The organism is Paracoccus sp. KKT209 (assembly GCF_055635455.1).
Map to the genome: position 1 here is coordinate 334165 of NZ_CM145758.1, position 24493 is coordinate 358657.

Here is a 24493-nt window from a genome sequence, read left to right on the forward strand (position 1 = left end):
TAACTGCGCCACGCCCGCCTTGGCAAGCTTTGGCTGATCAAGGGGCAGTTGTCGGCACTCCTGTCCTTCGCTAACATCGCCCGACGCAGATCGAGAACCCGCCCCATGATCCCCACAAGACCCCGCCGCCCTCTGACCCTTCGAGACGTGTCCGAGGCTTCGGGCGTCTCCGAGATGACCGTCAGCCGCGTGTTGCGCAACCGGGGCGATGTCTCGGCGGCGACGCGGGAAAAGGTGCTGACCGCCGCCAAGGCCCTGGGCTATGTGCCCAACAAGATCGCGGGCGGCCTGGCCAGCCAGCGGGTCAACCTGGTCGCGGTGGTGATCCCCTCGCTGTCGAACCTGGTCTTTCCCGATGTGCTGGGAGGCATCTCGGCCGAGCTGGACGACACGGGGCTGCAGCCGGTGATCGGCGTCACCAACTATTCCCCCGCGCGCGAGGAGATGGTCCTTTACGACATGCTCTCCTGGCGGCCCTCGGGCGTGATCCTGGCGGGGCTGGAACACAGCAAGGCGTCGCGGGCGATGCTGCAGAACTCGGGCATCCCGGTGGTCGAGATCATGGACGTGGACGGCGAGGGCATCGACACCCTGGTCGGCATTTCCCACATCCGCGCGGGCCGCGAGATGGCGGCGCGCATCCTGGCGGCCGGCTATCGGCGCATCGGCTTTGTCGGCACCCACATGCCCGAAGACCACCGTGCCAGAAAGCGCCTCTTGGGCTTCGAGGAGGGCCTGGCCCTGGCCGGGGTCCAGCTGGAGGCGCGCGAATATTACCAGGGCGGATCAAGCCTGCTGAAGGGGCGCGAGCTGACCGAGCGGATCCTGACCCGGGCGCCCGATCTGGATTTCCTCTATTTCTCGAACGACATGATCGGGGCGGGCGGGCTGCTCTACTGCATCGACAAGGGCTATGACATTCCCGGCCGGATCGGGCTGGCGGGCTTCAACGGGGTGGACCTGCTGGACGGCCTGCCGGTGCGCCTGGCCACCACGGATGCCCGGCGGGTCGATGTCGGTCGCCGTGCCGCCCGCCTGGTTTCGGGCAAGGACCCGATCCCGGACAACCGGATCATCGCGCTGACGCCTACCTTCATGCCCGGCGACACGATCCGCGCCGCGGACGCGGGCTAGCCTTTTGCGCCATCCGGGGCCGCCTTGTGGGTGGTGCTACTTGCGCCTATCTGTGGGGCCATGGGTATTGCCTTCAACAACCGCCTTTTGTCCCGCAAGCCGCGCGTCGCGGTCATCCGCCTGTCGGGCACCATCGGCGGGGCCGGCCGGGGCGGAGGGCTGAACGACGCGGCCCTGGCCCCGCTGATCGAACGCGCCTTCCGCCGCGGCAAGCCGGTGGCCGTCGCCCTGGCCGTCAATTCGCCCGGGGGATCTCCGGTCCAGTCCTCGCTGATCGCCGCCCGCATCCGCCGCCTGGCCGACGAGACCGAGGTGCCGGTCCATGCCTTTGTCGAGGATGTCGCGGCCTCGGGCGGGTACTGGCTGGCCTGCGCGGCCGACCGGATCTGGGCCGACGAAAGCTCGATCCTGGGCTCGATCGGCGTGATTTCGGCGGGCTTCGGCTTTCACCAGCTGATCGACCGCTGGGGGATCGAACGTCGCGTTCACACGGCCGGGCGGTCGAAATCCACCATGGACCCGTTCCGCCCCGAAAACCCCGAGGATGTCGCCCGCCTTCACACGATCCTGGAGCCGATCCACCAGGCCTTCAAGGACCACGTGCGCGCCCGTCGCGGCGCCCGCCTGAGCGAGGAGCGCGACCTGTTCACCGGAGAATTCTGGGCCGGACGCGAGGCCGTGCGCCTTGGGCTGGCCGACGGGATCGGGCACCTGGTCCCCAAGATGAAGGCGCTTTACGGCGACAGGCTGCGGTTCGAGGTGCACGGAATGCGCCGCCCGCTGCTGCGCCGGCTTGGCCTGTCGGCCGAGGCGCTGATGGATGCGGCCGAGGATCGCGCCGCCTTTCAGCGCTTCGGGACCCGCGGATGAGCCTGCGCGTCGTTGTCCTGTTCCTGCTTGTCATGGTGGTGATGGCCTTGGTCAAAGGCCCCGCCTTTCGCCGCACATTGAAAAACCTACTGGGGATCGGACGACGTGATCGTTGACATACTGCTTGTGCTGGGCGGCTTGGCCCTGCTTGTTCTGGGTGGCGACCTGCTGGTCAAGGGAGCGGTCAACCTGGCCCTGCGCCTTGGCATGACGCCCTTGGTCGTGGGCCTGACCGTGGTGGCCTTTGGTACCTCGGCACCCGAACTGATTGTGTCGCTCTCGGCTGCGCTGAAGGGGTCCAGCGCCATCGCCATGGGCAACGTCGTCGGCTCGAACATCGCCAATGTGCTGGTCATCCTGGGCTTCACCTCCCTGGTCTCGGTCATCGTCACCAAGGGGCATGACCTGCGCGAAAGCTGGGCGATGATGATCGGCGCCTCGATCCTGCTGATCGCCCTGGCCTTCACCGGAGAGATCGGCCGCCTGGAAGGGATCATCCTGCTGCTGGCCTTGGGCGCGGTGCTCTGGCGCCAGCTGTCCACCGGCCGCGCCGATGCGGCGGAAATCGAGGGCGCGGAACTGGGCGCCACATGGGGCAAGATCGTTCTGTGGCTTGCGGGCGGCCTGATCGCGCTGCCCATCGGGGCGAACCTGCTGGTCAGCGGCGCCACCGACATCGCGCGCGTCTTTGGCATCAGCGAAGTGGTCATCGGGCTGACGCTGGTGGCCGTGGGAACCTCGCTGCCGGAACTGGCGGCCTCGGTCGCCTCGGCCATGCGGGGGCGGGCGGACATGGCGCTGGGCAACGTGGTGGGCTCGAACATCTTCAACATCTTGGCGATCCTTGGGATCACCTCGATCGTGTCGCCCCTGCCGGTCCCGCCCGAGATGCTGCGCCTGGACCTCTGGGTGATGCTGGCCACGTCGCTGCTGCTGGCGCCGTTCCTGTTCCGGGGCCTCAGCCTGACGCGTCCGGTCGGGGGGGCGCTTCTGGTCGGCTATGCCGCCTATGCCTGGGTGCTGCTGTGAAGGGCGTCGCGCTTGTGACCGGCGGCGCCCGCAGGCTGGGGCGCGCCATGGTGCTGGAGCTGGCGCGGCACGGCCATGACGTGGCGATCCACTATGCCGGGTCCGAAGCCGAAGCCCAAGACACCGCCGCCGAGGCCCGGGCCCTGGGCGTGCGGGCCCAGACCTTCCAGGCCGACCTTCTGGACCCCGCGGCGACGGCGCGCCTGGTTCCCGACGTGTCGCAGGCCATCGGGCCACTGACGGTGCTGGTGAACAACGCCTCGATCTTCGACTATGACAACATCCACAGCGCCACGATGGAGGGCTGGGACCGCCATATCGGCTCGAACCTGCGCGCGCCCTTTCAGCTGATCCAGGCCTTTGCGGCGCAGGCACCCAAGGCCGCTCGCGACGAGAACGGAGAGCCGCAGGCCCGCGCCGTGGTCATTAACATGGTCGATCAGCGCGTCCTGAAGCCCACGCCCGAGTTCATGACCTATTCCATCGCCAAGGCGGGGCTGTGGTCGCTGACCCGTACCGCGGCGCAGGCCCTGGCGCCCGACATCCGGGTCAATGCCATCGGGCCAGGCCCGACCATGATCGGCGCCCGCCAGTCGGCCGCGCATTTCGCGGGACAGCGCGCCGGCACGATCCTGAACCGCGGCGCCGATCCCCAGGGCATCACCCAGGCGCTGGCCTATCTTCTGGAGGCGCGGGCCGTGACCGGGCAACTGATCTGCGTCGATGGCGGCCAGCACTTGGGCTGGCGGACACCGGATGTGCAGGGGCCTGAATAGGCCCGATCCGGACCTGTGGCGGCCTGTTGTCCACTTCGGTCAGGGAACCGGACCTATGTCTTGGAATCTTCATGCTTTTTCCCCTGTGGCGGGGCGAGGGATTAAATTCCTCAATGAATTCAATCCCCTTGAAAACTGCCTATTTTATCGGCAACTTCACGAAGGTGTAACGATTGCTGGTCCCTTCGCTCCATCCTCACAGCTCGCCCACAGAATTATCCACAGATTCCGTGGAAAGCTTCGTGCTTGCGCTCCGGTTCCGGAACTTGCAGCGGCCCTCAGAATCACCACTTTGACCTCATGACCCAGAAAACCGGCCACGCGCTGATCCAGGATTATCTTCGCACGCTTGACGGCAGCCCCGGCGTCTACCGGATGCTGAACGCCCAGCAGGAGGTGCTTTACGTCGGCAAGGCCCGCGACCTGAAGGCGCGGGTGTCGAACTATGCCCGGCCTTCGGGCCATTCGGGCCGCATCGCGCGGATGATCCGCGAAACGGCCAGCATGATGTTCCTGACGACGAACACCGAGACCGAGGCGCTGCTGCTGGAGCAGAACCTGATCAAGCAGCTCAAGCCGCGCTACAATGTGCTGCTGCGCGACGACAAATCCTTTCCGAACATCCTAGTGGCCAAGTCCCACGGCTTTCCGCAGATCAAGAAGCATCGCGGCGCCAAGTCCGAAAAGGGCGACTATTACGGCCCCTTCGCCAGCGCGGGCGCGGTGAACCGCACGCTGACGCAGTTGCAGCGCGTCTTTCTGCTGAGGAACTGCACCGACAGCACCTTTGAATCCCGCACCCGCCCCTGCCTGCTGTTCCAGATCAAGCGCTGCAGCGCGCCCTGTGTGGGCCGGATCAGCGAACAGGATTACGGCACCCTGGTCAGCGATGCCGAGCGCTTTCTGCAGGGCAAGACGACGACGATCCAGTCGAACCTGGCGGCCGAGATGGCCAAGGCCGCAGAGGACATGGAGTACGAGCGCGCCGCAGCGCTGCGCGACCGGATCAAGGCGCTGACCGCGGTTCAGTCCGTGCAGGCCATCAACCCCAAGGGCGTGGCCGAGGCCGACATCGTGGCGCTGCATATGGAAAGCGGGCAGGCCTGCGTGCAGGTCTTCTTCATCCGCGGCAACCAGAGCTGGGGGAACCGCGACTTCTATCCCCGGCTTGGCGGAGCTGAGAGCCCGGACGAGGTCATGCAGGCGTTCCTGATGCAGTTCTATGACGACAAGCCGCCGCCGCGGCAGATCCTGCTGTCGCACCCGCCCGAGGACCCGGACCTGACCGCCGAGGTCCTGTCCGAACGCGCCCATCGCAAGGTCGAGGTGGCCGTGCCGCTGCGGGGCGAAAAGTCCGACCTGGTCGCCAATGCCCTGCGCAACGCGCGCGAAAGCCTGGCGCGCCGCATGTCGGAGAGCGCGACCCAGCTGCGCCTGCTGGAGGGCCTGGCCGAGGCCTTCGAGCTGCCCGCCCCCCCGCGCCGGATCGAGGTCTATGACAACAGCCACATCATGGGCACCAATGCCGTCGGCGGGATGATCGTCGCGGGGCCAGACGGCTGGATCAAGAACCAGTACCGCAAGTTCAACATCAAGGGGACCGAGATCACCCCGGGGGACGACTTCGGCATGATGAAGGAGGTGCTGACCCGCCGCTTCACCCGCCTGCTGAAGGAGGATCCGGACCGCCAGACCGAGGCCTGGCCGGACCTGCTGCTGATCGACGGCGGCGCGGGGCAGGTCAGCGCAGTCGAAAGCATCATGGCCGAACTGGGGGTTGAGGACATCCCGATGATCGGCGTCGCCAAGGGCCAGGACCGCGACCACGGCAAGGAGGAATTCCACCGCCCCGGCCGCCGGCCCTTTGCGCTGCGCATGAACGACCCGGTGCTGTATTTCGTCCAGCGTCTGCGCGACGAGGCGCACCGCTGGGCCATCGGCACGCACCGCGCCAAGCGCGCCAAGGCGCAGATGTCGAACCCCCTGGACGAGATCGCCGGCATCGGTGCCGCGCGCAAGCGGGCGCTGCTGACGCATTTTGGCAGCGCCAAGGCCGTCAGCCGTGCCGGATTGCCCGATCTTCAGGCGGTCGAGGGTATTTCGGCCGCCATGGCGCAGAAGGTCCATGACCATTTCCACCCAAAGGGATGAGCGGCCCAAGGCCGATCGGGGTATCCGGTAGCACCATACCACCCAGACGCGAGCGATTCGGAGTAGGCTTCGATCTTGCTCACAGATGACAAAGGAGGCTGACATGCCCTTTGCCGGGTTCTTCGGACCGCTCGCGTATCGCATTGTCCTGCGCGCGCCCCATGATGCCGCTGCCGCATCGCCGATGCCACTGGACGACGACGACCTGACCTGCCTCGACGCGACCATCACCGACATCAACATCAAGGGCAGCGACCCGACGCTGCAGGTGCGGGCGCCCGACGGCATGAACTGGACGGTCGAACTGGGCAGCCATGCCCGCAACCGCGCGCTGGGGCTTGAGGGGCTGGCGCTTTTGCCGGGGGACGCGGTCCGGGTCACCGGCCGCCCGACGCATTACCTGGGCGAGACGCGCATCAAGGCCCTGCACCTGACCATCGGGCAGCAGAGTTTCGACCTGGATGACAACACCGACAAGGCGGCCTGACGCCGGGGACCATGGCCGGGGCAGGGGCGTGGCGCCTTGCCCCTTTCCAACCGGTGCGGCAGCGACTAGCGTGCCCTCATGCGCTGGAACCTCCCCAATATCCTGACCCTGCTTCGGCTTCTGGCGGCGCCCGCCGTCCCGCTGATGTTTCTGTATTTCCATCGTCCCTGGGCGGATTGGGCGGCGCTGACGCTGTTCCTGCTGGCGGCGATCACCGACTGGTTCGACGGCTACCTGGCCCGCGCCTGGAAGCAGGAAAGCCGCTTTGGTGCCGCCATGGACCCGATCGCCGACAAGGCGATGGTGGTGATCGCGCTGGTCGTCATCACCGGCTATTCGGGCATGAACCCCTGGCTGATCCTGCCGGTGACGGTGATCCTGTTCCGCGAGGTCTTTGTCTCGGGCCTGCGGGAATTCCTGGGCGACAAGTCCCGCACCCTGGCGGTCACCAAGCTGGCCAAGTGGAAGACGACCCTGCAGATGGTGGCCATCGCGGTGCTGTTCCTGGGCACCGGTCTGGCCTATGTCACCGACGGCCGGCCGCCCCGCGTGGGCGAGACCGGCCTGGTCTGGTCGGGCAGCTGGGCGGCGCTGGCCACCCATGCCGGGCTGGTGCTGATCTGGCTGGCCGCCGTGCTGACCGCCGTGACGGGCTGGGACTATTTCGTCAAGGCGCTGCCCTATCTGAAGGAGCCGCCGCGTGACCCTTGAGATCCTCTATTTCGCCTGGCTGCGCGAACGCGTGGGCCAGCCGCGGGAAACCGTGACCACCGACGCCGCCACGGTGCGCGACCTGGTCGCGCAGCTGGTCGCCCGTTCCGACGGCCATGCCGCGGCATTCGCGGATCTGGGCACGCTGCGCTGCGCGGTGGACCAGCAACTGGCCGACCTGGACGCGCCGCTGGCGGGGGTGCGCGAGGTCGCGTTCTTTCCGCCCATGACGGGCGGCTGATCCATGTCGGCGCGTGTCCAGGCCGAGCCCTTCGATCTTGCGGCCGAACTGGCGGGCTTTGGCGCGGGGGCCGGCGCGGTGGTGACCTTCACCGGCCTCGTGCGCGACGACACCGGCCTGATGGCGGCGCTGCAGATCGAGCATTATCCCGGCATGACCGAACGGGCGCTGAACGATTACGGCGCCGAGGCCGCCCGCCGCTTTCAGTTGAGCGACTGGCGCATCATCCACCGTCATGGACGGATCGAGGTCGGGGCGCCGATCATGATGGTCGCCACCGCTGCCCGTCACCGCCGCGCCGCCTTCGAGGGGGCCGACTATCTGATGGATTGGCTGAAGTCCCGCGCCCCCTTCTGGAAGCAGGAGATCGCCCGCGACGGCAGCGCCACCTGGGTCGAGGCCAAGAACAGCGACGAGGACGCGTTGTCGCGGTGGTAGGCCGCGCCTACGCCGGGTCGCCTATGGGGGTTGCCGGATGATCCGCCCCGAACTGCGCCAAAGCTTCGGCCGGCATGCCGAACTCATCATCTTCGTCGGCCTGGCGGGTCTTGGCCTGTGGCTGGCCTTTCGCGGCGGCTGGTTCCTGGCCCTGGTCGGGGGCGCCGTGGCGCTGGTCGGGGCGGTCCTGGCCCTGGGCGCGCTGCGGCGCGGCGCCTTCCGCCGTCCCGTGGCGGCGCCCGGCGTGGTCGAGGTGGTCGAGGGGGCGATCCGCTATTACGGCGCCACCGAACTGGGCGGAGAGATCGCCCTGCGCGACCTGACCGAAATCCGCCTGCTGCGCGTGCGCGCCCGCGCCCATTGGCGGCTGCGCAGCCATACCGGCGAGGCGCTGCTGGTGCCGGCCGATGCCGCCGGGGCCGAGGCGCTGGCCGATGCCTTCACGGCCCTGCCGGGGCTTGACATGCGGGCCGTCTCGGCGGCGCTGGCGCATGTGGCCGATCAGCGTGACGCCATCCGCACCGTTTGGCGGAGACAGGACTGAGGCGGCTTGACTCGGCTGGCCGGCCTTGCCACCTGTGATCGACTTGAAACCTTGAGAGGCCTCGACCGCATGTCCATACCCCAGCAGGGCGGAGGCCCCATCGAGCATCGCGACCAGCTTGCCGCCTATATCGCCAGCGGCGAAAAGCCCAAGGCGGACTGGCGCATCGGCACCGAGCACGAAAAGTTCGGCTATGACCTGGCCAACCGCATGCCGCTGCCCTACGAGGGGCCGGCCTCGATCACCGCGATGCTGGAGGGGCTGCGCGACCGGTTCAACTGGTCCCCCGTCCTGGAGGCCGGCAAGCTGATCGGGCTGGAGCGCGACGGCGCCAATGTCAGCCTGGAGCCCGGCGGCCAGCTGGAACTGTCCGGCGCGCCCTTGGAAACGATCCACCAGACCTGCAATGAGGTGAACCAGCACCTGGCCGAGGTCGAGACCGTCGCCCGGGAGATCGGCGCGGGCTTCATCGGGTTGGGCGCCGCGCCCATCTGGGGCCAGGACGACATGCCGATGATGCCCAAGGGGCGCTATCGGCTGATGACCGATTACATGGGCCGGGTGGGCACGCTTGGCACGCAGATGATGTACCGGACCTGCACGGTGCAGGTGAACCTGGATTTCGCCAGCGAAGCCGACATGGTCCAGAAGATGCGCGTGGCGCTGGCGCTGCAGCCGGTGGCGACCGCGCTGTTCGCCAATTCGCCCTTCCTGGATGGCAAGCCCAACGGGATGAAGTCCTGGCGCGCGCATATCTGGCAGAACCTGGACGCGGCGCGCACGGGCATGCTGCCCTTCGTCTTCGAGGACGGCTTCGGTTATGAGGCCTGGGTCGATTATGTGCTGAACGTGCCGATGTATTTCGTCTATCGCGACGGGAAATACATCGACGCCCTGGGCCAGAGCTTCAAGGATTTCCTGGACGGTCGCCTGCCCGCCCTGCCGGGCGAGGTGCCGACCCTGTCGGACTGGGCGGACCACATGACGACGGTCTTTCCGGAAGCCCGCGTCAAGAAGTACATCGAGATGCGCGGCGCCGATGGTGGCCCGTGGCGGCGGCTTTGTGCCCTGCCGGCGCTGTGGGTCGGGCTGACCTATGACCAGGGCGCGCTGGATGCCGCTTGGGATCTGGTCAAGGACTGGGACGCGGAAACGCGCGAAGGGCTGCGCATCGCGGCGGGCCGGGACGGGCTGCAGGCGCAGGCGGGCGGCGTCGGGATGCACGACCTGGCGCGCGAGGTGCTGGCCATCGCCGAAGGCGGGCTGAAGGCGCGGGCGCGGTCCGGCAATGACGGGCTGGTCCCGGACGAGACGCATTTCCTCAATGCGCTGAAGGAAAGCGTGGACAGCGGCAAGGTCCCGGCGGACGAGCTGCTGGAGAAATATCACGGATCCTGGGGCGGCGATCTGAACCGCATCTATGACGAATATTCCTACTGATGCAGGCCGGCCCCCTTTGGGGGCTGCACGCGAAGGTGAGGATGCAGTGCTTGATCCGGCGCGCGTCTGGTGGCAGGCCACGTGCAAAACATGCGGGGACGAGTCATGCGTGGTGATGTGATGCAGTGGATCGGGCGGCTGGTCGCGGTCGTATTTGGCCTGGGGGTGCTAGCCGTGCTGGGCGCGGTGGTGGCCCTGGTGCGGCAGGCCGAGGGCGTGCCGCCGATGCCGATCTTTCTGGGGCTGCTGGGGCTGGCGGTCCTGATCCTGCTGGCGGGGGCCTGCCTTGCCCTGATCTCGATCGCCGTTTCGGCCCGTCGCGGGGTGGAGGCGCTGCGGCACCTGTCCGCGCCCGAGGCGCCGGCCGAGGTCCTGCCGGAGGAGGACGACGCTCCGGCACCCGCCGCGCCCCAGCCCGAGATGCAGGGGCCCTTTACCCCCAACGGGCTGCGGGGCGCCGCCGTGCCCCCGTCGCGCCCCTCGCGCCGCATCCTGGTCGCCGAACGCTAAGCCTGCTTGCGGCCGATGCGCGGCTCGGTCCCCGCCAGAAGGCGGCGGATGTTCGCGTGGTGCCGGATGAAGATCAGCACCCCCATGAAGGCCGAGACCGCCGCGATGTCGGTCCGGCCCATGCCCCAGGCAAAGACCGGCGCCAGGGCCGCGGCCAGCAGCGCGCTGAGGCTGCTGATGCGGCTGACCAGCGCGGTCAACCCCCAAGTGGCGCAGGCGATCAGGCCGAGCGGCCAGTGCAGCGCCAGCAGCGTGCCGAGGAAGGTCGCGACCCCCTTGCCGCCCTTGAAGCCCAGCCAGACCGGGAAGCAATGGCCCAGAAAGGCCGCGCCGCCCGCCAGGATGGCCGTAGCCTCGCCTCCGAACTGGCGGGCGATCAGGACGGCGATGGCGCCCTTGCCCGAATCCAGCAGCAGCGTGGCCAGCGCGGCCGGCTTGTTGCCGGTCCGCAGCACATTGGTCGCCCCGATATTGCCCGAGCCGATCTTGCGCAGATCGCCCAGGCCCGCCGCACGGGCGATCACCAGGCCAAAGGGCACCGAGCCCAGCAGATAGCCGAACAGCGTCCAGAGGATCAGGTTCATGCGTCTTCTCCGTGGACACGGCGGCCCGCGACCCAAGTGCCCAGCACGCGCCCCTGCATGCGCGCGCCGTCAAAGGGCGTGTTCTTGGATTTCGACAGCAGCGTGAAGCGGTCCATCAGGAAGGGCGCGTCCGGATCGAACAGCACCAGGTCCGCAGGCGCCCCGGTCGACAACCGGCCCGAGGGCAGCTTCATCCGCCGGGCCGGGTTCAGCGACATCGCCCGCCACAGCTGCGGCAGGGTCAGCCCGCCCTGGTGATAGAGCCGCAGCGCCGCCGGCAGCAGGGTCTGAAGCCCGACAGCGCCGGGGGCGGCGGCCTCGAAGGGCAGGCGCTTGGATTCCTCGTCCTGCGGCGTGTGGAAGCTGGCGATCACGTCGATCAGCCCGTCCGCCACCGCCTGCACCATCGCCTGGCGGTCATCCTCGGACCGCAGGGGCGGGGTAAAGCGGAAGAAGGTGCGATAGTCGCCGACGTCGAACTCGTTCAGCGTCAGGTGATGGATCGAGATCCCGGCGGTGACGTCCAGCCCGGCCTGGCGCGCGCGGCCCAGGGCGGGCAGGGCGCCGGCGGTGGTGATCTGGTCGGCATGCCAGCGGCAGCGGGTCATCGCCACCAGCGCCAGGTCACGGTCCAGGCCGATCACCTCGGCCATGGGAGAGACCGAAGGGATCCCGTAAAGCGACGCGAACTTGCCGCTGGTCGCGGCCGCGCCTTGCGACAGGCCCGGGTCCTGCGGGTGGCCCACGATCAGCGCATCCAGCCCCCGCGCATAGGTCATGCAGCGCGACAGAAGCTTGGTGTCGCGGACCACGCGCACGCCATCGGTAAAGGCCACCGCGCCCAGGTCGGTCAGGAAGCCGATCTCGACCATTTCCCGGCCTTCGCGGCCCTTGGTCAGGGCGGCCATGTGGTGGATGTTGACGGGTGCATCCAACGCGCGCCGCGCCACGAATTCCAGCGACTCGGGCGTGTCGATGGGCGGGATCGTGTCGGGGCGGGCGATCATCGTGGTCACGCCGCCGGCCGCAGCCGCGCGGCCCGCGCTGCGGAAGCTTTCCTTGTGCCGTTCGCCCGGCTCGCCAATCTTGACGCCCCAGTCGATCAGGCCGGGGGCCAGCGCCCGTCCGCCGCAGTCGATGACGGTGGCGCCTTCGGGCGCGGGTTCGCCGGGCGCGCCCCGGCCGCTGATGCGGCCGTCGGTGACGCGCAAACTGCCGGGGGCGTCCTGCTGCGTCTCGGGGTCGATCAGGCGTGCATTGGCAAAAATCAGGTCCATGGTCACACCTCGCCCGTTGCGGCCCGGCCGCGTTCGGCCCGCAGGTTGCGGGCCAGCAGGTCCAGCGCGGCCATGCGCACGGCCACGCCCATCTCGACCTGGTCCTGGATCACGCTGCGGTTGATATCGTCGGCGATGGTGCCGTCGATCTCGACCCCGCGGTTCATCGGGCCGGGATGCATGACGATCGCGTCCGGCGCGGCCAGGGCCAGCTTTTCCGCATCAAGGCCCCACCGGTGGAAATATTCGCGCTCGGACGGGATGAAGCCGCCGTCCATGCGTTCGCGCTGAAGCCGCAGCATCATGACGACATCCGCGCCCTTCAGCCCCTCGCGCATGTCCTCGTACAGTTCTACGCCCATCTCGGCCACGCCCGAGGGCATCAGGGTCGCAGGTCCGATCAGGCGGATGCGGTTCTCCATCTTGCCCAGCAGGATAAGGTTCGATCGTGCGACCCGGCTATGCGCGATGTCGCCGCAGATGGCGATGGTCAGGCGGTGCAGCCGCCCCTTGGCGCGCCGGATCGTCAGCGCATCCAAAAGCGCTTGCGTGGGATGTTCGTGCCGCCCGTCGCCCGCGTTGATGACCGCGCAGTTCACCTTTTCGGCCAGCAGGTTCACCGCGCCCGAATGGGGATGCCGCACCACCAGCAGGTCGGGCTGCATCGCGTTCAGCGTCAGCGCCGTGTCGATCAGCGTCTCGCCCTTCTTCACCGATGACTGGCTGACCGCCATGTTCATCACGTCCGCCCCAAGCCGCTTTCCCGCCAGCTCGAAGCTGGCCTGGGTGCGGGTCGAGTTCTCGAAGAACATGTTGATCTGGGTCAGCCCCTCCAGCGCGTCGGAATGCTTGACCGTGCGGCGGTTGAGGGCGACGTAGTCTTCGGCCAGGTCCAGCAGCGACGTGATCTCGTCCGGCTTGAGATGGTCGATGCCCAGAAGGTGGCGGGCGCGAAAGCTCATGTGCGGCCTCATGGTGGGGACGGGGGTTCTATCGCAGATGGCGGGGAATCCGGCAAGCCGGCAGGGACGATGGCATGGAGCCCTGGGGAAAAGGGTGCGGATCCCTGCACGTGATGCAACCCTCCTCTTGCCGCGTCGCGGGCGGCAGGCTATGGCGCAATCATGCAAATGAGCCGGTATCGCCCTCACATCCTTGCGACCCTGTCGTTGGGGCTGCCGTTGATCGGCAGCCACCTGGCGCGCATGGCCATCGGCATCGGCGACACGGTGATGATCGGCTGGTACGGGGTCGAGCCGCTGGCCGCGCTGGTCATCGCGACATCCTTCTTCCACATCCTGTTCTTCCTGGGCATGGGCTTCGGCACCGGCGTGATGGGGCTGATCGCCAGCAACATCGCCTCGGGCGACGAGACCGAGGTCCGGCGCGGGACGCGCATGGCGCTGTGGCTGTCCTCGGCCTTCGCGCTGATCGTGATGCCCCTGATGTGGTATTCCGAGCCGATCCTGCTGGTTTTGGGGCAGACCGCGACGGTGGCCTCGTTGTCGCAGGACTACCTGCGCATCGCAGGCTGGGGACTGGGCGTCGTGCTGGGACAGCTGACGCTGGCCTCCTATCTGGCGGCGCTGGAGCGGACGCAGGTGGTGATGTGGGTCACGCTGGCGGGCCTGCCGCTGAACCTGGCGCTGAACTGGGTGCTGATCTTCGGCAACCTGGGTGCGCCGGAACTGGGCGTCCAGGGCGCCGCCATCGCCAGCGTCACGGTGCAGGTGTTCCAGCTGCTGCTGCTGGTGATCTATGCCGCCTGGCTGCCGATGGCGCGCAAGTACCACCTGTTCCAGCGCTTCTGGCGGCCCGACTGGCAGGCGATGCGTCAGGTGGCGCTGATCGGCTGGCCGATCGGGTTGACCATGGTGGCCGAAGGCGGGCTGTTCGTCGCCTCGAACATCATGATGGGCTGGATCGGCACGCCGCAGCTGGCCGCCCACGGGATCGCGCTGCAGATCACCTCGATCACCTTCATGGCGCATCTGGGCCTGTCGAACGCGGCCACCGTCCGGGTGGGGCAGGCCAAGGGCCGCGGCGACCGTCCCTGGATGCGCGACGCGGCGCTGACGGTCGTCTGGATGTCGCTGGTCTTTTCGATGGTCTTCATCGCCCTCTATCTGCTGTTCTCGGAACAGCTGGTGCGGCTCTACATGGACCCGACCGACCCGCAGGCCCCCGAAATCGTCCTGCTGGGCTCGATGCTGCTGATGTATGCGGCGCTGTTCCAGCTGACCGACGCCTTCCAGGTCATCGCCCTGGGCTTCCTGCGCGGCGTCCAGGACACGCAGGTGCCGATGTGGATCGCCGGCTTCAGCTATTGGGTGGTCGGCATGCCGGTGGCCTGGGCGCTGGCCTTCCCCCTGGGCTTTGGCCCGGCCGGCCTGTGGCTGGGCCTCTGCGTCGGGCTGAGCTTCGCGGCTGTCCTGCTGATGCGGCGCTTCTGGCGCGGCCACGCGCGCGGGGACTGGACCCGCGTCCCCGCCGCGGTCTAACCTGCGCCCGGAAGGAGATCCCAGATGCGCCCTGTTTTCGTCCAGTTCCGCTGCGAACCCGGCAAGACCTATCAGGTGGCCGAGGCGATCTATGACCGCGAGGTCGTCAGCGAGCTTTACTCCACCTCGGGCGATTACGACCTGATCGCCAAGGTCTACATCCCCGAGGACGAGGATGTCGGCCGCTTCCTGTCCGACCGGCTGTTCGACATCCCCCATATCAGCCGGACCCTGACGACCATGACCTTCCGCGCCTTCTGATGCGGTTCGCGCCCCTGCCGGCGGGCCTGCCCGCCACCGTCCCCTTTGTCGGCCCCGAGACGCTGGAGCGTCGCCGCCAGGCCCCGTTCCTGGCCCGCCTGGGTGCGAACGAAAGCGCCTTCGGCCCCAGCCCCCTGGCCGCGCGGGCCATGCGCGAGGCGGTGAACGAGATCTGGAAATACGGCGACGGCCCCAGCCACCACCTGACCCGGGCGCTGGCCGCGCATCTTAAGGTCCAGCCCTCCAACATCATGGTGGGCGAGGGGATCGACGGGCTTCTGGGCAACCTGGTGCGGCTGATGGTCGGTCCGGACGATGCGGTGGTGACGTCCGAGGGCGCCTATCCCACCTTCAACTATCACGTGACGGGCTTTGGCGGCGCGTTGCGCAAGGTCCCCTATCGCGATGACGCCGAGGATCCGCAGGCCCTGCTGGCGCGGGCCCGGCAGGTAGGGGCGCGGCTGGTCTATCTGGCCAATCCCGACAATCCGATGGGCAGCTGGCACAAGGGCTCGGTGATCCAGGCGATGCTGGAGGACCTGCCCCCCGACTGCCTGCTGGTCCTAGACGAGGCCTATGCGGAATTCGCGCCCGCCGAAGCCATTCCGGACATTGCCGCCGACGACCCCCGCGTCATCCGCATGCGGACCTTTTCCAAGGCCTATGGCCTGGCCGGCGCACGGATCGGCTATGCCATCGGTGCGCCGGACCTGATCGCGGGCTTTGACCGCATCCGCAACCATTTCGGCGTGAACCGCATCGCCCAGGCCGGTGCCCTGGCGGCGCTGGCCGACCAAGGCTGGCTGGCGCATGTCGTGGCCCAGGTCGAGGCCGCGCGCGACCAGATCGCCCGGATCGGCGCGGATAACGGCCTGACCGCCCTGCCGTCCGCCACGAATTTCGTGGCGCTGGACACGGGCCGCGACGGCGACTTCAACCGCGCGCTGGTCGCGGCACTGGAGGATCAGGGGGTCTTCGTGCGGATGCCGGCTGTCGCCCCCCTGGATCGCTGCATCCGGATCAGCTGTGCACCCGCGACGCATCTTGACGTGCTGGCCGACGTCCTGCCCCGGGCGCTGGCAGCCGTCAGTCCCGCATGAAACGGCGCCGCGCCTCCTCGGCGATCGCCTGACGCATCTGCAGCCGCGCGATCTCGGCCAGCAACGCCGCGCGCTCGGCCCCCTCGGGCATGCCGGCCAGACGGGCCTGCGCCGCGATCACCTGCTTTTTCAGGACGATCTCCTCGGGCAGGACGCCCGCCTGCGCCATGATCCGGAAACCTGCGGCGGTCGCATCCCTCTCGACGGGCCGGTCGGGCAGGGGTCGCCCCTCGCCCTCCAGCCCTTGCAACTTTCCCTCGGCGCGGGCCTTCAGCATCATCCGCTCGGCGATCCGCTCCAGCCAGCCCATGCGCACCTCCGCCTGCGCTTCTTCGTTGCCCAAATACCCTCGGCCCAAGGCCCCCGCCGGGGCCGCCGGCCGACCAGGCTCACATCGCGGCCAGCTGCGTCAGCGCCGCCTGCAGGCGCGCGATGTCATCCTCCAGCGCCGCCAGCTTGTCGCGAGTCTCCTCGATCACCTCGGCTTCGGCATTCTCGACGAATTTCGGGTTCGACAGGCGCTTCTGCAAGCCCTCGGCGTCCTTGCGGACCTTGCCTTCGGCCTTCTGCAGGCGGGCTGTCTCTGCCGCGGCGTCGATGACGTCGCCGATGGGCAGCGCAAAGCTTGCCCCCTGGACCGAAACCGCGATCATCCCCTTGCCCGCCGCGCCGTCGACGGGGGCGTTGACCCGCGCCAGGCGCTCGATCAGCGGGCTATTGGCGGCCAGCGCCGCGCGGGCGGCCGCCTCCGCCTCGGTCACGACCAGGTCCAGCTTCGCGCCCGCCGGCACGCCCATCTGCGCGCGGGCCGAGCGTACCGCCTCGATCAGCGCGATCACCCAGTTCATCTGCCGGTCCGCATCCGCGTCGATCAGGTCCGCGCCCAGCTGGGGCCAGTCGCCATGGACCAGCATCGAGGTGCGATCTCCGGTTGTCGCCCACAGCTCCTCGGTCACAAAGGGCATGATCGGGTGCAGCATCAGGCAGCACTGGTCCAGAACCCAGCCCATCGTCGCCCGAGTCTCCTCGGCATGTTCGCCGTCGAACAGCGGCTTGGCAAACTCCACGTACCAGTCGCAGACCTTGCCCCAGACAAAGGCATAAAGCCCCGTCGCCGCATCGTTGAACCGATAGGCGGCCAGCGCCTGGTCCACATCCATCAGCGTCCGCGCCGTCTCGCCGATGATCCAGCGGTTGACCGTATGGGCGGGTGCGGGCCGCTGCCCGCCGCCGCGCACGCCGTTCATCTCGGCAAAGCGGGCGGCATTCCAGATCTTGGTGACAAAGTTGCGGTTCACCTCGACATGCTTCGGCCCCAGCTTGGGGTCGCGGCCCATCGCGGCCATGCTGGTCAGCGTAAAGCGCAGCGCATCCGCGCCATATTCGTCCACCAGCGTCAGCGGGTCGATCACGTTGCCCTTGGACTTGGACATCTTGGCGCCCTTTTCGTCGCGCACCAGCCCGTGGACATAGACCGTGTGGAAGGGCACGTCGCCCACCACTTCCAGCTGCATCATCATCATCCGGGCGACCCAGAAGAAGATGATGTCGAAGCCCGTGACCAGCACGTCGGTCGGGAAATACTTCTCCAACTCGGGCGTCTTTTCGGGCCAGCCAAGCGTCCCGATGGGCCAAAGGCCGCTGCTGAACCAGGTGTCCAGCACGTCCGGGTCGCGTGAGAGGTCGATTCTTTGAACATGCTGACGTTCAGCATTGCCTAAGCCAAAGGCTGCCGGATTTGGGTTCTTGCGGTGACCCGTTTGCAGTGGATCAAAAAAGTCTACTGGGCTAATTCGAATCTCGACGGCGGCCCCGTAGTATTTCTTTGCGTCCTCTAAAGCCTCTTGTTCGGTCGCGGCGCAAAACTGCTTTGGTGGATTATATGTAAGAGCAGCCATGCCATCGTTCTCGATGTCGTAGCCTTCTTCCACCCTCGGCCCATACCAGACCGGGATCTGGTGGCCCCACCACAGCTGGCGGCTGATGGTCCAGGGCTCGATGTTCTCGAGCCAGTTGAAATAGACCTTCTTGTGCTGCTCGGGCAGGATCTGGGTGCGCCCGGTCCGGACGGCCTCCAGCGCGGGGCCGACGATGCGCTGGGTGTCCACGAACCATTGGTCGGTCAGCATCGGCTCGATCACCACGCCCGAGCGGTCGCCAAAGGGCTGCATGATCGGCTTGGCGTCGACCACCGGGCGGCGCTCCAGATGCTCGGCCCCGGTTTCCTTGTCGATCTCCTTGTGCAGGTAGGTCACCGCCAGGCCCTCGGCGGTGATCGCATCGACCACGCGCTTGCGCGCCTCCATCCGGTCCAGGCCGCGCAGATCCTCGGGGACCAGGTTCACGGCCGAGATCTCGCCCACATCCTCACCCCGTGCGGCGCGCGATGCGATGGCGGCGCTTTCGGCATAGGACAGGCCGTCGGCCCGCATCGAGCCCTTGGTGTCCATCAGCGCATAGAGCGGGATGTTGTTGCGCATCGCGACGCCATAGTCGTTGAAGTCATGCGCGCCGGTGATCTTGACCGCGCCGGACCCGAAATCGGGATCGGGATATTCGTCGGTGATGATCGGGATCAGGCGGCGGTGTTCGCGGGGGCCGACCGGAATTTCCACCATCTTGCCGACGATGGGCGCGTAGCGCGCGTCCGAGGGGTGGACGGCCACTGCGCCGTCGCCCAGCATCGTCTCGGGGCGGGTGGTGGCGATGCTGATATAGTCGCGCGTCTCGCGCAGGGTGACGTTGCCGTCCTCGTCGCGTTCGACATATTCATAGGTCTCGCCGCCCGCCAGCGGATACTTGAAATGCCACATATGGCCCGGAACCTCGCGGTTCTCGACCTCCAGGTCGCTGATCGCGGTCTCGAAATGCGGGTCCCAGTTCACCAGCCGCTTGCCGCGATAGATGATGCCCTTGTTGTAGAGGTCGACGAACACCCGGATCACCGCGTCGTGGAAGTTGCCCTCCTCGCCCGCGGGCGCGCCGGGGGCGCCGGACATGGTGAAGGCGTTGCGCGACCAGTCGCAGCTGGCGCCGAGGCGTTTCAGCTGGCCCATGATCGTGTCGCCGGATTCGCGCTTCCAGTCCCAGATCTTCTGGACAAAGGCGTCGCGCCCGATCTCGCGGCGGTTCGGCTCGCCCCGCTGCGCCATCTGGCGTTCGACGACCATCTGGGTCGCGATCCCCGCATGGTCCTGGCCGGGCTGCCACAGCGTGTCAAAGCCGCGCATCCGGTGCCAGCGGACCAGGATGTCCTGCAGCGTGTTGTTGAAGGCGTGCCCGATATGCAGGCTGCCGGTGACATTGGGCGGCGGGATCATCACGGTAAAGGTTTCGCTGCGCGAGGCATTGGCGCCGGCCGCGAAGGCATCCGCCCGTTCCCATTCGGCGCTGATCCGGGCCTCGGCGGCCTTGGCGTCAAAGCTCTTGTCCATCGTCATCGCTGCATATCCCCTTGCCTGGGGACGGATTAGCGAATGCAGGGGCAAAGGCCAAGACATGCCGGCAGGGGCCATGCCGGTTGCGGCAGCTCAGCTGAGGTCGACCACCGGCGCAAAGCCGCCCCAGAACATCCGCTTGCCGTCAAAGGGCATGTCGGACATGGACGACATCTCGGGCTGCGGTTCGGCCATCATCGCGGTCCAGGCCGCATCGGCGGTGGCGCGGTCGGGCCACTCGATCCACGAGAACACCGGCACCTCGCCCTCCACGGCCTGGGTGGCGCGGTAGAAATCGGTCTGCTGGCCATGAGGAACGTCCTCGCCCCAGGCCTCGACCATCCGCAGCGCGCCGAACCGCTTGAACATGGGCCAGGCCGCGCGCGCGTGATCGGCGTAAGCGTCCTTCTGGTCGGCAGGGACGGCCAGCACGAAACCGGAATAGTAGGTCATCTGATCCTCCTGTGATTCCCCACAGGCAGGGTGCGCCTTGAGATATGAAAAAGCAACTGTTAGTATCATTTTATGACCGAACAATCCCGGCTGCGATATGACGAAGGCTGCCTTGCGGCCCATGCCCTCAACCTTGTGGGGGACCGATGGGCCCTGCTGGTGCTGCGAGAGCTGATGCTGGCCGACAAGCGGTTCCAGCAGATCCGCACCGGCCTGCCCGGGATCACGGCGGCGGTGCTGACGCAGCGCCTGACGCAGCTGATCGGCGCGGGCGTAGTTCGGCACGACGCGCGGCTTGGTCTGTATGGCGCGACGCCGTCGGGGCGGGGGCTGCTGCCGGTCCTGCAGGCGCTGTGCCGTTGGGGGGCCTTGCATCCGGGCCATGATCCCGGCCGCTTCATCAGCCCGGCCGCGCTGATGATCTCGATGACGGCGATGATCGACGCGCAGGCGGCGCAGGGCCTGTCGCTGCGCGCGGGCTTCCTGATCGGGCGCGAGGGCTTCGTGCAGCGGCTGACCGGCGACAGCGTCCTTCAGGTTGAGGCGCAGGACGATCCCCGGGCCGATTTCGTGCTGGAGGGCAGCGGCAATTCCTTGGCGCGCGCGGTCTATGGCCCGCAGCCCCTGACCGTGCAGGACGACGTGGTCCTGCACGGCGACGGCGCGCTGGCGCAGCGGTTCCTGGACCTGTTCCGGCTGCGCTAGACCGCGCGATCCAGCTTGGTGGAGAGGTGGATCAGGCTTTCGGAGGACCGGACGCCCTCGATCCCGCCGATCCGGTCCAGCGTGTCGTCCAGTTCGGCGGTCGATCCGGCCGCCAGCTGCACCAGCAGGTCGATCCGGCCGCTGGTGGTGTGGATGCGTTCGACCTGCGGCATGACCTTCAGCCGCGACAGGACGGCGGGCAGGCTGTGCGGCTCGATCCCCACCAGGACCGAGGCGCGGATGCGTGCGCCCTGTGCCGCCTCGCCAAGGCGCAGCGTGTATCCGGCGATCGCGCCGGTGCCCTCCAGCCGCTCCAGCCGGGCCTGCACCGTCGACCGCGCCACGCGCAGCCGCCGCGCCAGGACCGCCACCGAAATGCGCGCGTCGCCCGACAGCTGCGACAATATGTTGCGATCCAGATCGTCCAAGGGTCCCCTGCCGGCAGATTTCGTCAAAATGACATGATCGGTGGCATAATAACCGGGATAAGGTGCGAATCTACCCTTTTCATCGGTGAATTCGGAACCCAAAAGCGCCATTCTGAGTTCAAGCCCCTTACCCGCACTGCCTGTTCGAAAGGAACCGCAATGGGACAACAGAAGACCGTCTGGGACAATCCGGCCGAGGTTATTCGCCATCTCGCCCCGGAACATCCGGTCATGGTCTTCGCGCCGACGGTGCTGCAGGACCGTGCGCGGCAGTTCATTGAAGGATTTCCGGGGCTTGTCACCTATGCGGTGAAGTCCAACCCCGAAGAGGCCGTGATCCAGAACCTGGTGACCGCCGGCATCCAGGGTTTCGACGTCGCCTCGCCCTTCGAGATCGACCTGATCGGGCGCATGGCCCCGCGTGCCGCACGGCATTATCACAACCCGGTCCGCTCGCGGTCCGAGATCGCCCATGCCGTCGCCGCCGGCATCCGCGCCTGGTCCGTCGACAGCCGGTCCGAGCTGGACAAGCTGTTCGAGCAGGTGCCGACAGAGGTGGCCGGCGAAGGTGTCGAGATCTCGCCGCGCTTCAAGCTGCCGGTGCTGGGCGCCGCCTATGACTTCGGGTCGAAATTCGGCGCGACGCCGAAACTGGCGGCCGAGCTGCTGGCCGAGGTGGCGCGGCGCGGCTATGTCGCCTCGCTGACCTTCCACCCGGGCACGCAATGCACCGACCCGATTGCCTGGGAAAGCTATATCCGCGTGGCCAAGGACATCTGCGACATGGCAGGCGTGCGGGCGCACCGGCTGAACGTCGGCGGCGGCTTCCCGTCGCACCGCGTGGTGGGGGTCGAGCCCGACCTGGCCTCGATCTTCCAGGAGATCGGCGACACCGCGACCGAGATGTTCGGCGATGACGCGCCGGCGCTGGTCTGCGAGCCGGGCCGCGGCTTGGTCGGGGACGCCTATTCGCTGATCACCCGGGTCAAGGGGATCCGCGATGGCGGTCATGTCTTCCTCAACGACGGCGTCTATGGCGGCCTGGCCGAGCTGCCCATCATCGGCAACATCGACCGGATCGAGGTGCTGACCCCGCAGGGCCAGCCGCGCGGCGGCGATGCCGGCGGGCGGGTGATCTTTGGCCCCACCTGCGATTCGGTGGACCGCCTGCCCGGAGAGCTGAGCCTGCCGGAGGATGTTGCCGAGGGCGACTATGTGATCTTCCACGGAGCCGGGGCATATTCGACCGTAACCAACACGCGATTCAATGGCTTCGGCGCCATGACCCACGCGACGGTGATGCATCTGTCCTAACGATTCGCTCATGCCCCCATGCTAGTCTTGGGGGCATGACAGCGATTCGCCCGCCCACCACCCATGTCGTGCTGATGGACGGCACCTTCGCCTCTCTGGCCGAGGGCAGGCGCAGCTCGATCGGGCGGATCTACCGGCTTCTGTCCGGGCAGTTGGGGCCGATGCCGGCGGGCCGGATGCGGGTCCATTACGGAATGGGTCAGCAGTGGAACCGCTGGCAGACCCTGCCTGATCTGGCGATGGGCCGGATCCTGGAATTGCGCATCACCGAAGCCTATGGCTGGCTCGCTTCGGGGTATCAGCCGGGCGACCGCATCTTCATGCTGGGCTATTCGCGCGGGGCCTTTGCCGTCCGCAGCCTGGCGGGCATGATCAGCCGCGTCGGCCTGCTGCGCGCCGAGGGCGCGACCGAGCGTCATATCCGGCTGGCCTGGCGCTATTACCAGCAGGGGGCGGCACGTGAGACGCTGGACCTGTTCCGCCGCCGCCGCTGTCACGCCGCGGCCCCGATCCGAATGGTGGGCTGCTTCGACACGGTAACAGCCTTCGGGCTGCGGCTGCCGGCGCTGTGGGTGCTGACCGAGCCGCGCTTTCGATTTCACGACGCGCATCTGGGGCAGGGGATCGAGCGGGGCTATCAGGCCCTGGCGCTGGATGAGACCCGCGCCGCCTTTGCGCCCCTGCTGTGGGATGACGACCATGCCGCCGGGCGGATCGAGCAGATGTGGTTCCGCGGCGCCCATGCCGATATCGGCGGCCAGCTCAGCGGCCTGGAATTCGCACGGCCGCTGGCCAACATCCCCCTGGTCTGGATGCTGGAGCGCGCCGAGGCATCGGGGCTGGCCCTGCCGCAGGGCTGGAGGGAGCTGTTTCCCCGCGACGCGACGGCCCCGTCGATCGGGTCCTGGCGGAACTGGGGCAAGCTGTTTCTGATGCGCGCCCCGCGTCTGGCCGGCCGATATGCGACCGAGGCGCTGCATGTCTTGGTCCTGCGCCCCTATCCGGGGCCTGCCCTATTGACGGGGGCGCTGGCGCCCTTGGCGGCGGACCGTCCGCGACGGCGCAGAAGGAAGGCTCCGGCCGACAGGGAGGAGAACCCGTCGCGTACGGCCTGACGCGCAGCCCGCCAGCGACCGCCGGTCAGGCCACCGCCTCGATGCCCGCCGCAGGCCGGACGCCCAGGGCGGCGCAGACGTCCCGCGTCAGTTCGGGCCGGTTCAGCGTGTAGAAATGCAGCTGGTCCACCCCGCCCGCGATCAGCTTTTCGCACAGGTCCACGCAGAGGCTGGTGGCCAGGGCACGCTCGGCCTCGGGACCGTCCAGCGAGGCCAGCTGGAAGGCCTCCTCGGCCCATTCGGGAACCGTGGTGTTGCAGCTGGCCGCGAAACGCCTGGTGCCGGCCCAGCTCTGGATCGGCAGGATGCCGGGGATGATCGGCGCCTCGATCCCGGCCGTGATGCATTTGTCGCGGAAGCGGAAAAAGGTCTCGGGCTCGAAGAAGAACTGCGTGATCGCGCTGGAGGCGCCGGCATCGATCTTGCGCTTGAGCCAGGCGACGTCGGCATCGCTGTCGGGGCTTTCGGGATGCGGCTCGGGATAGGCGCCGACGCGGATGGTCATGTCGCCGCGTGCGGCGATCTCCTCGATCAGCTCCACCGAATTGGCAAAGCCGTCGTCATGCGGGGTAAAGCGCGCGGCCCCTTGGGGGGCGTCGCCGCGCAGGGCCACGATCTGGCGGATGCCGGCATCGGCATAGGATTGCACGATCTCCATCGTCTCGGCGCGCGTGGCCTCGACGCAGGTCAGATGCGCCGCGACCTCCAGCCCGAACTGGCGGTTGATGGTGGTCACAGCCTCATGGGTCAGCTTGCGCGTCGTGCCGCCCGCGCCATAGGTGACCGACACGAAGTCGGGGGCCAGCGGCGCCAGAACCCGCGCGGTTTCCCACAGCCGGAACGAGGCCTCCAGCGTCTTGGGCGGGAAGAACTCGAAGCTGATCTTCGGCGGGGTCATGGCGAATCCTTTCTGTTGGCGCCACTTGTGCCACGCCCCTCTGCGTGAGACAAATTCATAATCTTCAAGATCAATGTGAGGCCGGCTCA

At 67.8% G+C, this 24493-nt stretch carries 26 protein-coding genes; 18 read left to right on the forward strand and 8 right to left on the reverse strand.

Going from position 1 to position 24493, the window contains the following annotated elements:
• Positions 1-105 precede the first annotated feature (105 nt).
• From ACZ2G3_RS01655 to ACZ2G3_RS01710, 12 genes are all read left to right on the forward strand, one after another.
• Complete coding sequence (locus ACZ2G3_RS01655) at positions 106-1134, forward strand: LacI family DNA-binding transcriptional regulator (protein ID WP_419269909.1); 1029 nt, start codon at positions 106-108, stop codon at positions 1132-1134.
• Between the two features lie 60 nt (positions 1135-1194).
• On the forward strand, positions 1195-2004 hold the full coding sequence (locus tag ACZ2G3_RS01660) for a S49 family peptidase (protein WP_470397235.1): 810 nt from the start codon (positions 1195-1197) through the stop codon (positions 2002-2004).
• Positions 2005-2109: 105 nt separating this feature from the next.
• Positions 2110-3033: a calcium/sodium antiporter gene (locus tag ACZ2G3_RS01665; protein WP_419269913.1), complete on the forward strand. Its 924-nt coding sequence runs from the start codon at positions 2110-2112 to the stop codon at positions 3031-3033.
• A gap of 47 nt (positions 3034-3080) precedes the next feature.
• Positions 3081-3809, forward strand: coding sequence for an SDR family oxidoreductase (locus tag ACZ2G3_RS01670; protein ID WP_470399010.1), 729 nt, complete (start codon positions 3081-3083; stop codon positions 3807-3809).
• 300 nt (positions 3810-4109) lie between these two features.
• Positions 4110-5960 (forward strand): excinuclease ABC subunit UvrC, encoded by a 1851-nt coding sequence (gene uvrC, locus ACZ2G3_RS01675; protein ID WP_470397236.1) that lies wholly within the window; start codon positions 4110-4112, stop codon positions 5958-5960.
• 103 nt (positions 5961-6063) lie between these two features.
• A complete protein-coding gene (locus tag ACZ2G3_RS01680; RefSeq protein ID WP_470397237.1) occupies positions 6064-6447 on the forward strand; it encodes a hypothetical protein in 384 nt (127 codons plus the stop codon).
• Between the two features lie 78 nt (positions 6448-6525).
• On the forward strand, positions 6526-7158 hold the full coding sequence (pgsA, locus tag ACZ2G3_RS01685) for a CDP-diacylglycerol--glycerol-3-phosphate 3-phosphatidyltransferase (protein WP_419269921.1): 633 nt from the start codon (positions 6526-6528) through the stop codon (positions 7156-7158).
• On the forward strand, positions 7148-7399 hold the full coding sequence (gene moaD, locus ACZ2G3_RS01690; RefSeq protein ID WP_470397238.1) for a molybdopterin converting factor subunit 1: 252 nt from the start codon (positions 7148-7150) through the stop codon (positions 7397-7399). The genes pgsA and moaD overlap by 11 nt, the downstream gene beginning before the upstream one ends.
• A gap of 3 nt (positions 7400-7402) precedes the next feature.
• Entirely contained in the window at positions 7403-7837 is a 435-nt protein-coding gene (locus ACZ2G3_RS01695) for a molybdenum cofactor biosynthesis protein MoaE (protein ID WP_470397239.1), read from the forward strand.
• A gap of 37 nt (positions 7838-7874) precedes the next feature.
• Complete coding sequence (locus ACZ2G3_RS01700; protein ID WP_470397241.1) at positions 7875-8381, forward strand: hypothetical protein; 507 nt, start codon at positions 7875-7877, stop codon at positions 8379-8381.
• Between the two features lie 69 nt (positions 8382-8450).
• A complete protein-coding gene (locus ACZ2G3_RS01705; RefSeq protein ID WP_470397243.1) occupies positions 8451-9821 on the forward strand; it encodes a glutamate--cysteine ligase in 1371 nt (456 codons plus the stop codon).
• A 105-nt stretch (positions 9822-9926) separates the two neighbouring features.
• Entirely contained in the window at positions 9927-10331 is a 405-nt protein-coding gene (locus tag ACZ2G3_RS01710; RefSeq protein ID WP_470397244.1) for a hypothetical protein, read from the forward strand.
• On the opposite strand, the gene plsY is transcribed toward ACZ2G3_RS01710, so the two are convergent.
• The 3 genes from plsY to ACZ2G3_RS01725 are packed head-to-tail and all read right to left on the reverse strand — an operon-like array spanning position 10328 to position 13154.
• Positions 10328-10915 carry a glycerol-3-phosphate 1-O-acyltransferase PlsY gene (plsY, locus tag ACZ2G3_RS01715; protein ID WP_470397245.1) on the reverse strand — a complete coding sequence of 196 codons (588 nt, stop codon included), beginning with the start codon at positions 10913-10915 and terminating at the stop codon, positions 10328-10330. The two genes, ACZ2G3_RS01710 and plsY, sit on opposite strands and share 4 nt — an antisense overlap.
• The gene (gene pyrC, locus ACZ2G3_RS01720; protein WP_470397247.1) at positions 10912-12192 is read right to left on the reverse strand and encodes a dihydroorotase; all 1281 of its coding nucleotides are present in this window, start codon (positions 12190-12192) and stop codon (positions 10912-10914) included. The genes plsY and pyrC overlap by 4 nt, the downstream gene beginning before the upstream one ends.
• 2 nt (positions 12193-12194) lie before the next feature.
• Entirely contained in the window at positions 12195-13154 is a 960-nt protein-coding gene (locus tag ACZ2G3_RS01725) for an aspartate carbamoyltransferase catalytic subunit (protein ID WP_419269937.1), read from the reverse strand.
• 162 nt (positions 13155-13316) lie between these two features.
• On the opposite strand from ACZ2G3_RS01725, the gene ACZ2G3_RS01730 reads away from it, so the two are divergent.
• Genes ACZ2G3_RS01730 through ACZ2G3_RS01740 form a run of 3 tightly spaced genes read left to right on the forward strand, consistent with a single transcriptional unit; the run spans position 13317 to position 16054 of the window.
• Entirely contained in the window at positions 13317-14693 is a 1377-nt protein-coding gene (locus ACZ2G3_RS01730; protein WP_470397249.1) for an MATE family efflux transporter, read from the forward strand.
• Positions 14694-14717: 24 nt separating this feature from the next.
• Positions 14718-14954 carry an Lrp/AsnC ligand binding domain-containing protein gene (locus ACZ2G3_RS01735; RefSeq protein WP_103171752.1) on the forward strand — a complete coding sequence of 79 codons (237 nt, stop codon included), beginning with the start codon at positions 14718-14720 and terminating at the stop codon, positions 14952-14954.
• The gene (locus tag ACZ2G3_RS01740) at positions 14954-16054 is read left to right on the forward strand and encodes a pyridoxal phosphate-dependent aminotransferase (RefSeq protein ID WP_470397251.1); all 1101 of its coding nucleotides are present in this window, start codon (positions 14954-14956) and stop codon (positions 16052-16054) included. Before ACZ2G3_RS01735 ends, ACZ2G3_RS01740 begins: the two co-directional genes overlap by 1 nt.
• On the opposite strand, the gene ACZ2G3_RS01745 is transcribed toward ACZ2G3_RS01740, so the two are convergent.
• The 3 genes from ACZ2G3_RS01745 to ACZ2G3_RS01755 form a co-directional block, all read right to left on the reverse strand.
• Positions 16041-16364, reverse strand: coding sequence for a DnaJ family domain-containing protein (locus ACZ2G3_RS01745; protein WP_470399011.1), 324 nt, complete (start codon positions 16362-16364; stop codon positions 16041-16043). The genes ACZ2G3_RS01740 and ACZ2G3_RS01745 overlap by 14 nt on opposite strands.
• 79 nt (positions 16365-16443) lie before the next feature.
• Positions 16444-19494: a valine--tRNA ligase gene (locus tag ACZ2G3_RS01750; RefSeq protein ID WP_470397253.1), complete on the reverse strand. Its 3051-nt coding sequence runs from the start codon at positions 19492-19494 to the stop codon at positions 16444-16446.
• 90 nt (positions 19495-19584) lie between these two features.
• Complete coding sequence (locus ACZ2G3_RS01755) at positions 19585-19944, reverse strand: DUF1428 domain-containing protein (protein ID WP_470397255.1); 360 nt, start codon at positions 19942-19944, stop codon at positions 19585-19587.
• 72 nt (positions 19945-20016) lie between these two features.
• On the opposite strand from ACZ2G3_RS01755, the gene ACZ2G3_RS01760 reads away from it, so the two are divergent.
• Positions 20017-20649: a winged helix-turn-helix transcriptional regulator gene (locus ACZ2G3_RS01760; RefSeq protein WP_470397256.1), complete on the forward strand. Its 633-nt coding sequence runs from the start codon at positions 20017-20019 to the stop codon at positions 20647-20649.
• Here the strand turns inward: ACZ2G3_RS01760 and ACZ2G3_RS01765 are convergent.
• On the reverse strand, positions 20646-21077 hold the full coding sequence (locus ACZ2G3_RS01765) for an Lrp/AsnC family transcriptional regulator (RefSeq protein ID WP_470397258.1): 432 nt from the start codon (positions 21075-21077) through the stop codon (positions 20646-20648). The two genes, ACZ2G3_RS01760 and ACZ2G3_RS01765, sit on opposite strands and share 4 nt — an antisense overlap.
• Positions 21078-21236: 159 nt before the next feature.
• Here ACZ2G3_RS01765 and ACZ2G3_RS01770 point away from each other — a divergent pair, with 159 nt between their 5' ends.
• Together ACZ2G3_RS01770 and ACZ2G3_RS01775 are read left to right on the forward strand one after the other, a co-directional pair.
• Positions 21237-22391 carry a type III PLP-dependent enzyme gene (locus ACZ2G3_RS01770; RefSeq protein WP_470397259.1) on the forward strand — a complete coding sequence of 385 codons (1155 nt, stop codon included), beginning with the start codon at positions 21237-21239 and terminating at the stop codon, positions 22389-22391.
• Positions 22392-22426: 35 nt separating this feature from the next.
• A complete protein-coding gene (locus tag ACZ2G3_RS01775) occupies positions 22427-23506 on the forward strand; it encodes a DUF2235 domain-containing protein (protein WP_470397260.1) in 1080 nt (359 codons plus the stop codon).
• A gap of 25 nt (positions 23507-23531) precedes the next feature.
• Here the strand turns inward: ACZ2G3_RS01775 and metF are convergent, their stop codons facing one another.
• Positions 23532-24404 carry a methylenetetrahydrofolate reductase [NAD(P)H] gene (gene metF / locus ACZ2G3_RS01780; protein ID WP_470397262.1) on the reverse strand — a complete coding sequence of 291 codons (873 nt, stop codon included), beginning with the start codon at positions 24402-24404 and terminating at the stop codon, positions 23532-23534.
• Between the last annotated feature and the right edge of the window lie 89 nt (positions 24405-24493).

Bases quoted from the DNA above. Each gene is read 5' to 3' on its own strand.
- ACZ2G3_RS01740 (WP_470397251.1), top strand. From the start codon at position 14,954: ATGCGGTTCGCGCCCCTGCCGGCGGGCCTGCCCGCCACCGTCCCCTTT.
- plsY (WP_470397245.1), bottom strand. From the start codon at position 10,915: ATGAACCTGATCCTCTGGACGCTGTTCGGCTATCTGCTGGGCTCGGTG.
- ACZ2G3_RS01750 (WP_470397253.1), bottom strand. From the start codon at position 19,494: ATGACGATGGACAAGAGCTTTGACGCCAAGGCCGCCGAGGCCCGGATC.
- ACZ2G3_RS01710 (WP_470397244.1), top strand. From the start codon at position 9,927: ATGCGTGGTGATGTGATGCAGTGGATCGGGCGGCTGGTCGCGGTCGTA.
- uvrC (WP_470397236.1), top strand. From the start codon at position 4,110: ATGACCCAGAAAACCGGCCACGCGCTGATCCAGGATTATCTTCGCACG.
- pyrC (WP_470397247.1), bottom strand. From the start codon at position 12,192: ATGGACCTGATTTTTGCCAATGCACGCCTGATCGACCCCGAGACGCAG.
- ACZ2G3_RS01705 (WP_470397243.1), top strand. From the start codon at position 8,451: ATGTCCATACCCCAGCAGGGCGGAGGCCCCATCGAGCATCGCGACCAG.
- ACZ2G3_RS01660 (WP_470397235.1), top strand. From the start codon at position 1,195: ATGGGTATTGCCTTCAACAACCGCCTTTTGTCCCGCAAGCCGCGCGTC.
- ACZ2G3_RS01680 (WP_470397237.1), top strand. From the start codon at position 6,064: ATGCCCTTTGCCGGGTTCTTCGGACCGCTCGCGTATCGCATTGTCCTG.
- ACZ2G3_RS01745 (WP_470399011.1), bottom strand. From the start codon at position 16,364: ATGGGCTGGCTGGAGCGGATCGCCGAGCGGATGATGCTGAAGGCCCGC.
- ACZ2G3_RS01775 (WP_470397260.1), top strand. From the start codon at position 22,427: ATGACAGCGATTCGCCCGCCCACCACCCATGTCGTGCTGATGGACGGC.
- ACZ2G3_RS01755 (WP_470397255.1), bottom strand. From the start codon at position 19,944: ATGACCTACTATTCCGGTTTCGTGCTGGCCGTCCCTGCCGACCAGAAG.
- ACZ2G3_RS01770 (WP_470397259.1), top strand. From the start codon at position 21,237: ATGGGACAACAGAAGACCGTCTGGGACAATCCGGCCGAGGTTATTCGC.
- ACZ2G3_RS01670 (WP_470399010.1), top strand. From the start codon at position 3,081: ATGGTGCTGGAGCTGGCGCGGCACGGCCATGACGTGGCGATCCACTAT.
- pgsA (WP_419269921.1), top strand. From the start codon at position 6,526: ATGCGCTGGAACCTCCCCAATATCCTGACCCTGCTTCGGCTTCTGGCG.
- ACZ2G3_RS01655 (WP_419269909.1), top strand. From the start codon at position 106: ATGATCCCCACAAGACCCCGCCGCCCTCTGACCCTTCGAGACGTGTCC.
- ACZ2G3_RS01695 (WP_470397239.1), top strand. From the start codon at position 7,403: ATGTCGGCGCGTGTCCAGGCCGAGCCCTTCGATCTTGCGGCCGAACTG.
- ACZ2G3_RS01725 (WP_419269937.1), bottom strand. From the start codon at position 13,154: ATGAGCTTTCGCGCCCGCCACCTTCTGGGCATCGACCATCTCAAGCCG.
- ACZ2G3_RS01700 (WP_470397241.1), top strand. From the start codon at position 7,875: ATGATCCGCCCCGAACTGCGCCAAAGCTTCGGCCGGCATGCCGAACTC.
- metF (WP_470397262.1), bottom strand. From the start codon at position 24,404: ATGACCCCGCCGAAGATCAGCTTCGAGTTCTTCCCGCCCAAGACGCTG.
- ACZ2G3_RS01730 (WP_470397249.1), top strand. From the start codon at position 13,317: ATGCAAATGAGCCGGTATCGCCCTCACATCCTTGCGACCCTGTCGTTG.
- ACZ2G3_RS01760 (WP_470397256.1), top strand. From the start codon at position 20,017: ATGACCGAACAATCCCGGCTGCGATATGACGAAGGCTGCCTTGCGGCC.
- ACZ2G3_RS01735 (WP_103171752.1), top strand. From the start codon at position 14,718: ATGCGCCCTGTTTTCGTCCAGTTCCGCTGCGAACCCGGCAAGACCTAT.